Origin of the sequence: Lactobacillus sp. A27 (assembly GCF_016742815.1) — a bacterium.
In the GTDB taxonomy this organism is placed as follows: Bacteria; Bacillota; Bacilli; order Lactobacillales; family Lactobacillaceae; genus Lactobacillus; species Lactobacillus gallinarum.
The window spans coordinates 24224-38738 of the sequence record NZ_JAEHNT010000084.1; the positions used below are offsets into that span (position 1 = coordinate 24224).

Sequence of the window (14515 nt, forward strand, 5' to 3'; positions counted from 1 at the left end):
CAAAAATTTTTAGTAATGTGATTTCAAATAGTTCAGAGCATCATCAAAAGTATCTACTGGAACTATTTTCATCTTTGTATGGATTTTTTTAGCGGTTCTTTTAGCTACAGCATAATTAGTTTCACTCTTTTTCACGCTTGATGAATCAGTTGGGGCAAAGAAGACTTCTGCTCCTTCTCGGCTGGCTGCTACTACCTTTTTATCGACCCCACCGATAATGCCGACCTTACCTGTTGGTGAAATTGTGCCTGTACCGGCAATTTTATGTCCATGACTAAGATTTTGCTTGCTGAATACTTCGTAACTTTCCAAAGTAAACATTAAACCAGCAGATGGACCACCGATTTCGCCAGCATTAATTTCTAGTTTAGGCTTAGTTTTAACTTCAACATGTTCAACTAGCTGAATACCAATTCCCGGTTTATTGGTTCCCTTAACTTTAACAACTTTACCGCTGATCTTCTTCGTTTGTTTTTCTCTTAAAACTGAAATAGTTATTTTGGAACCAATTTTTTGCTTACGTAAATATGTCATCATTTCTTCTGTTGAATGAAAACGATGACCATTTGCACCTAAAACAGTATCTCCGATTCTGAGTTTATGCTTAAAGCTAGAATTCTTTTGAACTTCCATTACATAAACGCCTAAATACTGCAAACTATGCTTTTTACCGGCCTTTTTAGCTGCATAATAAATCGCATTTTGTTGACTAGTTTCCATATACCAATCTTGCAACTCATTATATTGCACACTAGTCTGACCACCGAGTAATTCCTTGCTAGGAACTCGTTCATCATACGGCTTAGTGTAACTCCACAAGTATTGCAAAATAGATGCCGGCCGACTAGTTACGCTAACGGTGACTAAGTAAAAATTATCCGGCTTTTTATTTTTGGATTTAATAAACTGACTCACCGGAACCGCTTCACCCGGAGATTCAATAAAATAATCCGTTGGCCAAAATATTAATATACCAACAACTAAAATAGCAATAAGTGCAAGCAGCCAATTTCGTAATTGATGCTTCTTATTCTGCGTATTCATTGTTTAATTTCTTTCTTAAAGCCTTAGCAGCTTTTTCAGGTAAAAATTGACTAACGTCTTTGTCAAATCTAGCCAATTCCTTGATCATGCTGGAAGCTACAAACGAATTTTCTGGACTGCTAAACAATAAAACTGTGTTAATATCCGGAGCCAAGCGTTTATTAATTCCCGCAATTTCTTGTTCATATCGAAAATCAGCACTATTACGGACTCCACGTACTATTGCCTTAGCTTTTAATTCATGAGCCAAATCAACTGTAATCTCATCTGGCTTTTCTAAAACTTCGATGTTAGCAATATCTTTTAATGCATCCCTCGCAAAATCAGCTCTTTCTGCTGGAGAAAACAGATAATGCTTAGAAGTATTAGTCATTGCTACTAAATAAACTTTTTCAAAAATTTGAGCTGCTTTTTTTGCCGTTTCAATATGTCCATTTGTGATAGGATCAAAACTCCCTGGAAAAAGTGCAATAGTCATTTCTAATCCTTTCGATAAATTCTCACAATCGTTTTACCCAAATGGTGTTCCTTAATTAAGGAAAAGCCACTGATATCACCCAATTCAGTGTGATCATCAGTCTCTGCTACCACAGTTGCATTTGCATTCAACAATCCCAACTTATCCATTTGCAACATATCTTTAGCAATTTTTTCTTTAGCATATGGTGGATCCAAAAATACTAAATCAAATTTCTCTTGATTTTCTGCAAACAATTTTAATGCAGCATTGCTGCGCATATTATAAACGCTAAAACGATTTTCTTCTTTAGTTAAAGCTACATTCTTTTTAATAATAGAACAGGCGGCATGATTTATATCCACCAAACTGGCACGGTCGTATCCTCTTGACACGGATTCTATTCCTAAAGCACCGCTACCAGCATATAAATCTAAAACATTACCACCATTAAAAAATTGTCCTAATGAGTTAAAAAGCGATTCTTTAACTTTATCACTAGTAGGCCGAGTTTTATTGCTTTTTAAAGTAAATAAATTTCTTTTAGCATATTTTCCTGAAATGATTCTCATTGCATTTGATCCTCATTCTTTTCTTGTTCAAGTTGTAACTTTTTCTCCGCTTCTTTAGCCATTTCAACCAACTGTCCCTCAATATGTTGGCTATCTAAATTGACTTTTTCTTCTGGAGAAATTTCTACGTGATTTACAAAATCTAATTGTGCTATTTCATTTTTTAACTCTTTAGCTTCTTTGCGATTCACATACAGAACACAGTATTTCATATTCTTAGAGAAATAAACGATGTCACCATAATGACGCAGTTTGTATTGATCACTAACAGATCTTAGATAAATAATTAGTGCTACTCGTTTGGTTAAACGAGTATTTTCTATCTCTTGATTGATACTCACGCTATTGTTTCATCCTTTTCTTTGAGCATTTTTTCATTAGCAGATACATTTAAAACTAGCCCAATTGCGGCCGTTAAGACAATCATAGAAGAACCACCATAAGAAATAAATGGTAAAGTTACCCCGGTAATTGGTAATAATCCCAATACAGCTCCGATATTAAAAAATGCTTCAGTAAAAATAATTGTGGCAACGCCAAAACAAATTAGAGCATCAAATTGAGAAACAGCATGAATTCCCACATTCATGATTTCCAGCATTAAGTAAAATATTAAGCCAACTAACAAAATAGTTAAAATTACTCCAACTTCTTCAGCTGTAATTGACAAAATAAAATCAGTATATGGCTCTGGCAAATAGCCTCTTTTTTGCATACTATTGCCTAGCCCTACTCCTAATACGCCACCATTATGAATGGCATAGTACGAGTTAACTAACTGAGCTCCACCTTTTCTTTCTAATTCAAAGGGATGCAAAAACGACATTAATCGTTGAAATTGGTAACTCTTTTGCAAAAACTCAGGATTCCAAATAATGATTATAAGAACCACCAAGCCAATAACAAGTGCTATACCGATTAGCCAAGTTAAAGCTAATCTAGCTGGTATACCGGATACTGAAAACATTACTAGAGTAATCATAAACAGAATTGCAGTACCACCTAAGTCTGGCTCAACAATAACTAAGCACATTAAAAATGCAGCTAAAATAGCAGGGTGTGATAAATTATCCTTAATCTTACCTTTAACCAATTTACCATCCCTATGGTCTAAAACATAAGCCAAGTAAATAACTAAAGCTAATTTAGTGACCTCTAGTGGCTGTAAATTAATAAAACCTAAATTAATCCAACCTACAGCACCATTAACCGCTGCCGAACTATGGAAGAAGCGCAAAAAGACTAACCATAACAGCATTAAAATACAAATAATTAAAAAGCCCGCCACAAATTTAGGACTTTTAAATACCTTTATTTTTAGTGCAAAAAATGGAATACCAAAAAATAAAAATGCTACTAAAGCATAAATCGCTTGTCTAATACCATAAACACTTGGCTTAAAACCATTAACTAATAAAATATCTGAACTTGCTGAATAGACCAAAACTATCCCCAGAACTACCAAAATTAGATATGGGATAAATATACGATAGTTAAGGTATCTTAATTTTCGACGCACGAGCGTTGCCCCTTTTATGAAATAATACTTTTTCATTATAAAACAAAAAGGCCACCACTTCTATTAAGTGATGACCTTTTTAAGGTTATCTAAAATTAACCATTAGCACGAGCACGCTTCTTATCAGCCTTTTGACGCTCTGAAGTATTCAAGATCTTCTTACGTAAACGAATTGATTCTGGAGTTACTTCACAGTATTCATCATCGTTCAAGAATTCAATAGCTTCCTCAAGAGTCAAAGTTCTAGGGGTCTTAATTGCAGCTGCGTGGTCCTTACCTGCAGCACGAGTGTTAGTTAAGTTCTTACCCTTAGTTACATTAACTGCAATATCACGTTCACGTGATGATTGACCAACAATCATACCTTCGTAAACTTCAACACCAGCACCGATGAATAATTCACCACGTTGCTCAACTGATTGAAGTGAGTAAGTAGTTGATTGACCTTGGTTAATTGATACCAAAGCACCATTACGACGGCCTGGGTTCCAGTTCTTAACAACTGGCTTGTATGCTTCAAAGGTGTGGTTCATGATACCGTACCCACCAGTTTGTGACATGAATTCATTGTTGTAACCAATCAAACCACGTGATGGAACTAAGAATTCAAGACGAGTTTGGCCGTTACCAGTTGATTCCATGTTCTTCATTTCACCTTTTCTTTGTGAAAGTGAATCGATAACTGAACCAACGTATTCATCTGGAGTATCAATTTGAACAGACTCGAATGGTTCACACATAGTACCATCAATTTCACGGTAAATAACCTTAGGACGTGAAAGTTGTAATTCGAAGCCTTCACGACGAAGTTCTTCAACCAAGATTGAAAGGTGAAGTTCACCACGACCAGAAACAGTCCATGCGTTTAATTGATCAGTAGGTTCAACCTTTAATGAAACATCAGTACGAGTTTGACGGATCAAACGATCTTCAAGCTTCTTAGGAGTTACTTGGTCACCTTCACGACCTGCAAATGGTGAGTCGTTAGCAACAAAGTCCATTTGAAGGGTTGGTGGATCAATCTTAAGAAGTGGCAATGCTTCTGGATGTTCTGCTGAAGCAATTGTTTCACCAACGTAAATATCATTAATACCACTAATAGCAATGATATCGCCGGCCTTAGCTTCTTTAATTTCGTTACGCTTCAAACCGAAGTAACCAAATAATTTAGTAACACGGAAGTTTTGAGTAGAGCCATCACGCTTCATAACAGTGATGTTGTCTCCAACTTTAACCTTACCGCGGTAAATTCTACCAACACCAATACGGCCAACGTAGTCATCCCAGTCAAGCATTGTGATTTGAAATTGTAAAGGCTCATCTGAATTGTCGATTGGAGCAGGAATATTCTTAATAATGGTATCAAAGATAGGATCCATAGTTTCTTTTTGAGTACTTGGATCTGCATCATATGATGAAGTACCATTCAATGCTGATGCGTAAACAACTGGGAAGTCAAGCTGTTCATCGTTAGCACCTAATTCGATGAAGAGTTCAAGCACATCATCCAAAACCTTCTTAGGACGAGCACCTGGACGATCAATCTTGTTCAAAACAACAATTGGCTTTACACCGGCTTCCAAAGCCTTCTTCAAAACAAAACGAGTCTGTGGCATTGGACCTTCATAAGCATCAACCAAAAGTAATGCTCCGTCTACCATGTGCATAACACGTTCAACTTCCCCACCAAAGTCGGCGTGACCTGGTGTATCCAAGATGTTGATAGTAGTATCCTTGTATCGAACAGCAGTATTCTTAGATAAAATAGTAATACCACGTTCACGTTCAATAGCGTTTGAGTCCATAGCACGATCTTCCAGATTCATATGTTCTGGTAAAGTATCAGATTGCTTCAATAATTGGTTAACCAAAGTAGTTTTACCGTGGTCAACGTGGGCAATGATAGCAATATTTCTAAGATCGTCTCTTCTTTTTTCTGACAAAAGTATTCCTCCCCACTCTTCAATAAAAAAACTGTGACTCTGTCACAGTTTCGGTAACGCAGTAGCGCCTTATCGAAGTGCTTCTATTTTTGATCTGTATAGTTACGTTAGTGAATTTTACCACCTAACTGCACGCGGGTCAACGCTTAACAATAAGTTAACTTTTAATTGTTTTCATCTAAAATCAAGCAAAATCGCTTAAAATATGGTAAAAATATATTAGATAAGTTTTTTAAAAAGGAGTAATTATTTTGATCTTAATGAAAGATATCGTGCGTGACGGCGATCCCGTTTTACGCCAAGTTGCTAAGCCTTTAACTTTTCCGCTTAGCGACCACTACAAGCAATTAGCAGAAGATATGATGGAATATTTAGTTAATTCACAAGATCCAAAGATCGCTGAAAAACATCAACTTAGAGCAGGTGTTGGATTAGCTGCTCCACAAGTTGGCGAAGGCGTTCAAATGGCTGCGCTTTTAGTTCCTGATGATAAAGGTGAAATCATCTTTAAGGAAGTTTACGTTAACCCAGAAATAGTTTCTGAATCCGTACGTCAAGCTTGCCTTAGCGAAGGTGAAGGTTGCCTTAGCGTTGACAAAGTAATTAATGGTTACGTACCACGTCCAGACAAGTTAACTATTCATTACTACACTGTTGATGGAGAAGAAAAAACTATTCGCTTGAAAGATTATCCAGCTATTGTATCTTCTCATGAAATCGATCACCTTAATGGTCATCTTTTCTATGACAGAATTAATAAAAAAGATCCATTTGCACTTAAAGAAGATACTGTGGTTATTTCTTAATTGTTATTTAACCAAAAAAAGAGTCTGCATAAGCAGGCTCTTTTTATATAATAAAAAACCACTGGGTGACTGGACCAGTGGTTCATACATTGGGAATTAAGAAGATTGAAGAGACTTCTTATAGCGAGTAAATGAGTTTATTCATCATTCACTACAAATTCATAGTACAACTAATGTTATTTTACGTCAATAATTATCAAAAGAATTTCTTAATAATTTTCAAATGAATATAGATCTAAACATATTTATATACTTACCTTTACAAATATGATAAAATTTTTATTAGCTATAGAGTGATTTCACTCTAAATTGAACGTTTATACATTAATTAAGGAGAATCATTTATGATTTACAAAGTTTTGTATCAAAAAGACAAAATTGTCAACCCACGTAGAGAAACTACTCAAACTCTTTACATGGAAGCTGACAACATGGTCGAAGCAAGAAGTACGGTTGAGGACAACACCCCCTATAACATTGAACTCATCCAAGAATTAACAGGCAATTCTTTGGCTTACGAAAAAGAACACGCTGACTTTAAGTTAACTACGTTCGATAAGAAGTAATAAAGAGTGCGAATTAAAAATAATGAAGTAGCCGTTTATGCAATCGGGGGTTTGCATGAAATCGGTAAAAATATGTATTGTGTCCAGTATCAGGATGAAATTATCATCATGGACTGTGGTATTAAATTCCCCGAAGACAATTTATTAGGTATTAACTACGTTATTTCAGATTATTCATACCTAATCAAAAACCGTAAGAAGATTAAGGCTCTTGTAGTTAGTCACGGACATGAAGACCACATTGGTGGTATTCCATTTTTATTGGAAAAGATTCCTGAAATTCCTGTTTATGCAACTCCATTTGCCCTCTCATTAATCAGAGGCAAATTGGAAGAACATGGTATTTTGAAGACTACCGAACTGCATGAAGAACATGAAGATACGGTTTTAAAATTTAAGAAATTATCTGTTTCTTTCTTCAGAACCACACACTCCATTCCTGATACTTTAGGAATTGCTGTTCATACACCGCTTGGTGCTGTTGTCTTTACCGGTGACTTTAAGTTTGACTTAACTCCTGTTATGAATCAACCTGCACCAGATTTCCAAAAAATGGCTCAATTAGGTAAAGAAGGTGTACTTGCCCTTCTTTCAGATTCTACTAACGCTGAAGTTAGTCAATTTACTAAATCTGAAAGATTCGTCGCACAGTCGCTTCATAATATTATTACTGGTATTCATGGGCGAATTATTTTCGCTACATTTGCCTCTAACCTTTATCGTGTTTCTACAGCTATACAAGCAGCTATCGATACAGGTAGAAAAGTTGCCATTTTTGGACGTAGTATGGAAAATGGTGTAGATAACGGAATCGATTTAGGATACTTAAATGTTCCAAAAGATTTAATTGTTGATGCAGAAGAGATTAACAAGCTGCCACCTGACAAAGTTATGATTCTATGTACTGGATCACAAGGTGAACCATTAGCAGCTCTTTCAAGAATTGCCAATGGTACTCACAGACAAATAACTTTACAGCCTGGCGATACAGTTATCTTCTCTTCTAACCCTATTCCAGGAAACACATTGAGCGTTAACCACTTAATTAACAAATTAATGGAAGGCGGCGCTAATGTCATTCATGGTCGTGTTAACAACGTCCACACTTCTGGTCACGGTGGTCAAGAAGAATTAAAGATGATGGTTCGCTTATCTAAGCCTAAGTACATGATTCCAGTTCACGGTGAGTACAGAATGCAGGTTATTCATACACAGTTAGCACAAGAAGCTGGTGTACCTGCTGAAAATACTTTCGTGTTGTCCAACGGTGAAGTTGTTTGTTTTGGGCCAAATGGAGCTAGAATTGCTGGTAGAATCCCTGCAGGCGATGTTTATGTTGATACTTCGGGTACTGCAGATGTTGGTAATGTTGTCGTACACGATCGTCAAATTCTTTCAGAAGAAGGTTTGGTTGTCGCTGTAGCAACTGTTGATTACAAACATAAACGTGTCTTAGCTGGTCCTGATATTCTCAGTCGTGGTTTCGTCTACATGCGTGAATCAACTGAACTGATTAACCAAGCACAAAAGCACGTCTACCACGTTCTTCGAAATGAAATGGCTAAATCAGACAAGCCTAAAGAAAGTGATATCAAGAAGGCAATTTCTGAAAATCTTTCTGATTTTCTTTACTCTAAGACTGAACGGCGACCAATGATTTTGCCAATTATTATTGAAAAGAAATAAAAAATTAGACTCCTTCGGGAGTCTTTTATTTTGAATATAAGATATATGAATAAAAAAATTAAAGTACATTTATTAGTTAATGAAGTAGCTGGAAATGGAAATGCTGTTGCAACTGATCATTCCTTGCAAAAGGTATTAAATAATCTAAATATTCCATTTAGTCATAAAAAGAGCAATTATCCTGGCGAACTCATTAAGTTGGCTGAAGATTATGCCAATAAAAATCCTAACCCAAATGATATTTTAATCGTTGTGGGTGGTGATGGATCTTTCAATGAGGCTTTAAATGGTATTAAAAGATCAAATTTCCCTGAAACACCCATAACATATTTACCTGCTGGAACTGGCAATGATTTTGCGCGAGGAGCTGGATTAACTAACGATCCTTTGCAACTAGTTAATAATTTATTGCAAGATCCCGAGCCGGAACGCGTTGATTGCGGATTCTTTACTTCAAATATAGCTAAAATGCCGCATGGTTATTTTGTTAATAATTTTGGAATCGGCTTTGACGCATTTGTTGTTCATGAAAGCAATAATGAGAAACTAAAGAAAAAGTTAAATCATGTTAATTTTGGTAATTTGATTTATGGCTTAAATATTATTAAAGCTCTTGCAAAACAGAATACATTTACGGTTACGATCAAAACGGCAAATGAAACTGTGCGCTACGGGGATGCTTATTTCGTGACTACTACCAATCATCCATATTTTGGTGGTGGAATTGCGATTTTACCCAAAGCTGACATTTACAGTCATCATTTAGATACTGTGATCGTAGAAAAGCCCAACTTATTCAAATTTATCCATCTTTTTGGCAAATTATTAAAAGATGGATCACATGTAAATGCTCCCCAATTTCACTATATAGAGGCTAAAGAGATTCAAGTTACAACTCAAAAGCCAGAGTTTGCACAAATTGACGGTGAAGATTATGACGCCCAAGATTTTAAATTAACATTTAAAATAGATCACTTTAATTTGTTGAAATAAGCAAAAAAGCTAAGGTTTTCATTCAGATGAATGATTATCTTAGCTTCTTTTTATAATTTAATATTTTCCATTCCAATCATTGGATCTATCTCACCTGAATAAATCTTTTCAGGCGTCAAAATATAATCCTCTGGTTCTTGTTTTTTAGATTCAGGTGCTGCAACTTCATCTTTTGTTTTTTCTTCACCAGTTTCAGTAACTTTAATACCCAATTGAGCACAGATTTTATCTGCTAATCCAGTTTTTCGATCATTTCCTGGCGTATTAAAAGCTGCTGCAAAGGCTCGTGGATCTCCTACTAAAACTAAATTTTTCTCAGCTCGAGTAATCGCCGTATAAAGCAAATTTCGTTTAAGCATCACATAGTTCTGCATAGTCAAATTCAAGATAACTAATGGAAATTCTGAACCTTGTGACTTATGAATAGTAATCGCATACGCTCTGGTTAAATCAGCTAAATCTTTTTTACCAAAACTTACTTCCCGGTCATCAAAATTAGCAACCATGCATTCTTTAGAATTATCTTCATCGATACTAATTATTTTACCAATTTGGCCATTATAGATATCTTTTTCAGGATTATTTTGCAATTGTAAAATTCGATCACCAATTCTGAAAATTTCATTGCGTACTTCTAAAAATTTACTCTTAGCTTTAGGCGGATTCATTATTTCTTGAATAACATCATTTAAATTGTTTACTCCGCCGCTACCATGATACATGGCACTCAATACTTGGACATCATCCTTATCAAAGCCACGTTTTAAAGCTAATTTGACAATTTGTCCTACTGCATCCCCCACCAACTCAGGTCTACAGCTAATAAATGAATAATTCTTAGTCTTCTTAAATAAAGCTTGTTGGTCTCTGCCCTCATTTACATCGTGAGCCAGCGTAATAATCGTTGACTCATCCCCTTGTCGGTGAATTTGCTTTAAAACTGTAGTCGGAAAAGCATGTGACTTAATTAAATCGCTAAATACGTTCCCCGCACCGACAGAAGGTAACTGATCCTTATCTCCTACAAACACAATATGACGAGTTTGGTTAATGCTAGAAAGAAGCTGCTTAAACAAGAACATGTCGACCATAGACATCTCATCGATGATCAAGATTTCACCATTTAGCTCATTTAGATCTTCAGCATTTGCGTCTCCAATGCCTAACCCTAGAAGTCGATGAATCGTTTTGGCACTAATTCCGGTTATTTCTCCCATTCTCTTAGCAGCTCTACCAGTTGGCGCTGCTAATAAAAATGGTGGATCTTCACTATATAGCGATGAAGCAGGTATTTCTGCCAATTTTCTTAATGCTAGCAATATCCCATTGATAATAGTGGTTTTACCTGTCCCAGGACCACCTGTCAAAATTGAAATAGGATTGTTCAAAGCATTCTTGATAGCGAGCTTCTGTGTGTCATCATACTTAATTTTTAATTCTTGCTCCGCATCCTTGATAGCTTGTTCAATTTTCTTATCGCTATACTGTTCATCATCCTGTGCTTTTCTACTTTCCATCAAACTCTTCATAGAACGGGCAATATCGACCTCTGTTTGATAAATATTTTGTAAAAAAGCATTTTCACCATCAACTATTACTTTGCCCTTTTTCTGCAATTCATTTACACAAATCGCAATTGGATCAAATTGTGGGATTTGCAATAATTCTTTAGCACCAGTCAGTAAATCGGATAGTGGAACATAAGTATTGCCTTCACCACTCAAAGCGTCTAGCAGAACCTGATAAATGGCCCCATTTATTCTTCTTGGATCATCATTGGGTATCTCCAATTGCTTGCCGATGGTATCTGCTGTTTTAAATGCATAACCTGTAACTTCATTAACGGCAGCATAAGGATCCTCTTTTAATTTATCTAGAGCTGCTCCATGATAGCATTGGTAAATCCTAGCGGCTACCTGTTTCCTTATTCCATATTGAGCTAGTTTTAAGACGATTTCAGAATAAGAATCCATCGAATTTAGACCCGACAATAAGCTATCTTTTTGCTTTTTAGTTAAAGATAACGTGTCGATTTTAGCAGGATTTTCTTTTAAAACATCTAAAGCATTTAATCCCAATTCTTCAATAATGGTACCCGCTGTTTTTTTACCAATACCTGGGAATTTATTAGAACTCAAATAATTAGTGAGTGAGCCTTCTTCATGAGGCATGATCGGCTTATAGCTATTAGCGCGAAATTGTAAACCGAATTTTTCATGCATAACCAGTTTACCATCGAAGCGATAGCTACTACCAATTTGCACATCACCAAAATTACCAGTTACCTTAATTTCGCTACGTGAATAATTTTCGAGTGAACCAATGATTTCAACATCGAGGATTTTATATAAATCTTTATCATTTTCAAAAACAATCCCGTTAATTTTACCGGTGAATTCGCTCATTACTTTTTCTTTTCCTTATCATTCAGCATTTTCATAATTGAAGCATATTGATCCATTGCCCGCTTATAGTATTTTTCATCCATTGCTTTCGCTTTTGCAAAATATGCTTCTGCCTGAGTTCGATCTTTTTCCATGGTAGAAACACCAAGCAAGAAATATATCTTAGCTGTTCGCCTATCTTTAGGAATCATGAGATAGGCTTGCTGGGCTTGAGCATTTTCGCCTAAGCTCATCCAAATATCCCCTAATAATTCTTGCACCTTATCATCAACTTTTTTGATTGTTAAAGCATACGCAAGAGCTTTTTGGCTCTGACCTAATTTTAAATAAGTTAATGCCTTCTGATATAAAGTCAAATCGTCATTAGGAATTTGATCCAATAATGCCAAAGCTTTATCAAAATCACCCTGCATATAGTAGCTAACAGCTAAATTGTAATTTAACTCTTGCGGCTTTTTAACTAAGTGCTGCGCTTGTTCCAACAGCTGCTGTGCCTGATCTACACTACCTTGTTCAATTAAATAAGTTGATAATTGCAAATAGTTTTCAATATTCTGTGGTTTTTGATCAATTTTTTGAACTAATAAATGAATCGCCTGATCAACCTTGCCATTATCATAAAGCTGTGCAATTTTTTTATCCATTACAGTGAATCCGTCTTTGATAACTTTCTGCCTAAATAACTAGTTTCGTTCCAAACAACTGGTTTAAAAGTCTTACCACCATCAAGCGTTTCAAGTACTGTTAAACTGGTATTGCTTAAACCGCCATTTTTACGAATATCTTTTAAAGGATAGCCTAACAAACCACCCATAATTGCTGATAAAGCTGCTCCATGACTGACTGCTAATACTTTATCATCATCATTCGGGAATCTTTCAGCCATTTCTTTAGCAAAAGACTTGCCACGAGCAATTACGTGTTCATAATCTTCACCATGTAATTCGGTGGGATCATACTTATCCGGATGATGCCAAAAGTTGTTCATTTGCTCAGGAAACTTCTTTTCTGCTTCCGCAAATTTCATTCCTTCCATATCACCTAAGTTAAATTCACGTAATCGTTCATCAATCACTACTGGCAAGTTGGCATTCATAGCATTATCAATACCTTGAGCAGTATTAAAGGCACGATCTAAAGGACTAGCAAAAATACCTCTAAACTTAATTCCTTTTAAATGTTCACCTAACTTCTTTATATCTTTTAAGCTTTGTGGCAAGAGTTGTGAATCACCATGTCCACCTTGAAAACGACTTGCTAAATTCCATTCAGTTTTACCATGACGAACAAAATAAATTTGCATTTTTATCCCCCAAACATGTTTAATTGATATAACTAGTTTAGCACAAAGAAAAGGGCGTTCGAAAATTCGAACGTCCTTTTTTAAAATTCATTTTATACTAATTGCAATTGCTTGTCTTCTTGGTAAGCAGCATCAATATTTCCACCACCAAGACATTCTTCACCTTGGTACAAAACAAGAGCTTGACCAGGAGTAACTGCACGAGCTGGTTCATCAAAGTAAACGTCAGCAGTATTATCATCTGCATGATACTTAACAGTTACACCAACATCACATTGACGATAGCGGAACTTAGCGCTGCAGTGAAATTCCACATCATGATCTGGCTTGCCAGTAAAGAATGACATATCACTAGCCTTCAAGCGACTTGCGTAAAGAAGCTTACTATCATAACCCTGTTCTACGATTAATTCGTTCTTCTTTAAGTCCTTACCAACAACAAACCATGGATCTGTTGATTCCTTAGTTGAACCTAAACCTAAACCTTGTCTTTGACCAATAGTGTAGTACATTAAGCCGGCATGTTCACCAACCACTTTGCCATCAGGGGTAACCATCTTACCTGACTTAGCTGGTAAAAATTCGCTCAAGAACTTTCTAAAGTTTCTTTCACCGATAAAACAAATACCAGTAGAATCTTTCTTCTTAGCAGTAGCCAAACCATTAGCTAAGGCAATTTCACGCACTTGAGGTTTAGTTAAGTTAGCAAGTGGGAAAATAACCTTCTTAATCTGATCTTGATTTAATTGACTTAAGAAGTAAGTTTGATCCTTATTCCCATCCTTCGGACGCATCATATGAGTAAGACCATTTGCATCTTTAACAGTTTTAGCATAATGTCCCATTGCAATATAATCAGCATCTAGATCCATCGCAAAATCTAAAAATGACTTGAACTTAATTTGACTATTGCACATTACGTCAGGATTAGGCGTTCTTCCCTTTTTGTACTCATTTAAAAAGTATTCGAAAACACGATGCCAGTATTCTTTTTCAAAATTAATTGAATAGTATGGAATACCAATTTTATCGGCAACTTTCTTTACATCTTCGTAATCTTCAGTAGCGGTACAAACACCAGAATCATCAGTATCATCCCAATTTTTCATGAAAACACCGACAACATCATAGCCTTGTTGTTTGAGTAATAATGCTGATACTGATGAATCTACACCACCACTCATACCTACAACTACTCTAGTCTTGCTATTGTCAACCATT

14 protein-coding genes are annotated in these 14515 nt (G+C 35.9%); 4 read left to right on the forward strand and 10 right to left on the reverse strand.

All coding sequences use genetic code 11. The features are described from left to right. Positions 1-9: 9 nt before the first annotated feature. The 6 genes from JEM49_RS08860 to typA all read right to left on the reverse strand — a co-directional run bounded on the left by JEM49_RS08860 (position 10) and on the right by typA (position 5535). Positions 10-1044 carry a SepM family pheromone-processing serine protease gene (locus JEM49_RS08860; protein WP_201874681.1) on the reverse strand — a complete coding sequence of 345 codons (1035 nt, stop codon included), beginning with the start codon at positions 1042-1044 and terminating at the stop codon, positions 10-12. Continuing rightward, positions 1028-1522: a pantetheine-phosphate adenylyltransferase gene (gene coaD / locus JEM49_RS08865; RefSeq protein WP_025005026.1), complete on the reverse strand. Its 495-nt coding sequence runs from the start codon at positions 1520-1522 to the stop codon at positions 1028-1030. Before coaD ends, JEM49_RS08860 begins: the two co-directional genes overlap by 17 nt. Positions 1523-1524: 2 nt before the next feature. Next, entirely contained in the window at positions 1525-2073 is a 549-nt protein-coding gene (gene rsmD, locus JEM49_RS08870; protein WP_201874683.1) for a 16S rRNA (guanine(966)-N(2))-methyltransferase RsmD, read from the reverse strand. Then, on the reverse strand, positions 2070-2414 hold the full coding sequence (locus JEM49_RS08875; RefSeq protein ID WP_025005028.1) for a YlbG family protein: 345 nt from the start codon (positions 2412-2414) through the stop codon (positions 2070-2072). The genes rsmD and JEM49_RS08875 overlap by 4 nt, the downstream gene beginning before the upstream one ends. Further along, the gene (locus JEM49_RS08880; RefSeq protein WP_201874685.1) at positions 2411-3592 is read right to left on the reverse strand and encodes an FtsW/RodA/SpoVE family cell cycle protein; all 1182 of its coding nucleotides are present in this window, start codon (positions 3590-3592) and stop codon (positions 2411-2413) included. The genes JEM49_RS08875 and JEM49_RS08880 overlap by 4 nt, the downstream gene beginning before the upstream one ends. Positions 3593-3687: 95 nt before the next feature. Then, on the reverse strand, positions 3688-5535 hold the full coding sequence (gene typA / locus JEM49_RS08885; RefSeq protein WP_025005030.1) for a translational GTPase TypA: 1848 nt from the start codon (positions 5533-5535) through the stop codon (positions 3688-3690). A 251-nt stretch (positions 5536-5786) separates the two neighbouring features. Here typA and def point away from each other — a divergent pair, with 251 nt between their 5' ends. The 4 genes from def to JEM49_RS08905 all read left to right on the forward strand — a co-directional run bounded on the left by def (position 5787) and on the right by JEM49_RS08905 (position 9586). Beyond that, the gene (gene def / locus JEM49_RS08890) at positions 5787-6341 is read left to right on the forward strand and encodes a peptide deformylase (protein ID WP_025005031.1); all 555 of its coding nucleotides are present in this window, start codon (positions 5787-5789) and stop codon (positions 6339-6341) included. A gap of 344 nt (positions 6342-6685) precedes the next feature. Further along, entirely contained in the window at positions 6686-6907 is a 222-nt protein-coding gene (locus JEM49_RS08895) for a DNA-dependent RNA polymerase subunit epsilon (protein WP_025005032.1), read from the forward strand. A gap of 6 nt (positions 6908-6913) precedes the next feature. After that, positions 6914-8593, forward strand: coding sequence for a ribonuclease J1 (gene rnjA, locus JEM49_RS08900; protein WP_098036595.1), 1680 nt, complete (start codon positions 6914-6916; stop codon positions 8591-8593). A gap of 45 nt (positions 8594-8638) precedes the next feature. Continuing rightward, positions 8639-9586, forward strand: coding sequence for a diacylglycerol/lipid kinase family protein (locus JEM49_RS08905; RefSeq protein WP_201874723.1), 948 nt, complete (start codon positions 8639-8641; stop codon positions 9584-9586). Positions 9587-9636: 50 nt separating this feature from the next. Here the strand turns inward: JEM49_RS08905 and recD2 are convergent, their stop codons facing one another. The 4 genes from recD2 to mnmA all read right to left on the reverse strand — a co-directional run bounded on the left by recD2 (position 9637) and on the right by mnmA (position 14514). Continuing rightward, positions 9637-11991 carry an SF1B family DNA helicase RecD2 gene (gene recD2 / locus JEM49_RS08910; RefSeq protein ID WP_201874687.1) on the reverse strand — a complete coding sequence of 785 codons (2355 nt, stop codon included), beginning with the start codon at positions 11989-11991 and terminating at the stop codon, positions 9637-9639. Next, complete coding sequence (locus tag JEM49_RS08915) at positions 11991-12635, reverse strand: tetratricopeptide repeat protein (RefSeq protein WP_098036567.1); 645 nt, start codon at positions 12633-12635, stop codon at positions 11991-11993. The genes recD2 and JEM49_RS08915 overlap by 1 nt, the downstream gene beginning before the upstream one ends. After that, on the reverse strand, positions 12635-13294 hold the full coding sequence (locus JEM49_RS08920; RefSeq protein ID WP_201874689.1) for a histidine phosphatase family protein: 660 nt from the start codon (positions 13292-13294) through the stop codon (positions 12635-12637). The genes JEM49_RS08915 and JEM49_RS08920 overlap by 1 nt, the downstream gene beginning before the upstream one ends. A gap of 92 nt (positions 13295-13386) precedes the next feature. Next, on the reverse strand, positions 13387-14514 hold the full coding sequence (mnmA, locus tag JEM49_RS08925; RefSeq protein ID WP_025005038.1) for a tRNA 2-thiouridine(34) synthase MnmA: 1128 nt from the start codon (positions 14512-14514) through the stop codon (positions 13387-13389). Between the last annotated feature and the right edge of the window lies 1 nt (position 14515).

What these genes read in the sequence shown, in the direction of transcription:
- JEM49_RS08860 (WP_201874681.1), bottom strand. Translation starts at nt 1,044, where the DNA reads ATGAATACGCAGAATAAGAAGCATCAATTACGAAATTGGCTGCTTGCA.
- coaD (WP_025005026.1), bottom strand. Translation starts at nt 1,522, where the DNA reads ATGACTATTGCACTTTTTCCAGGGAGTTTTGATCCTATCACAAATGGA.
- rsmD (WP_201874683.1), bottom strand. Translation starts at nt 2,073, where the DNA reads ATGAGAATCATTTCAGGAAAATATGCTAAAAGAAATTTATTTACTTTA.
- JEM49_RS08895 (WP_025005032.1), top strand. Translation starts at nt 6,686, where the DNA reads ATGATTTACAAAGTTTTGTATCAAAAAGACAAAATTGTCAACCCACGT.
- JEM49_RS08905 (WP_201874723.1), top strand. Translation starts at nt 8,639, where the DNA reads ATGAATAAAAAAATTAAAGTACATTTATTAGTTAATGAAGTAGCTGGA.
- recD2 (WP_201874687.1), bottom strand. Translation starts at nt 11,991, where the DNA reads ATGAGCGAATTCACCGGTAAAATTAACGGGATTGTTTTTGAAAATGAT.
- JEM49_RS08915 (WP_098036567.1), bottom strand. Translation starts at nt 12,635, where the DNA reads ATGGATAAAAAAATTGCACAGCTTTATGATAATGGCAAGGTTGATCAG.
- JEM49_RS08920 (WP_201874689.1), bottom strand. Translation starts at nt 13,294, where the DNA reads ATGCAAATTTATTTTGTTCGTCATGGTAAAACTGAATGGAATTTAGCA.
- mnmA (WP_025005038.1), bottom strand. Translation starts at nt 14,514, where the DNA reads ATGGTTGACAATAGCAAGACTAGAGTAGTTGTAGGTATGAGTGGTGGT.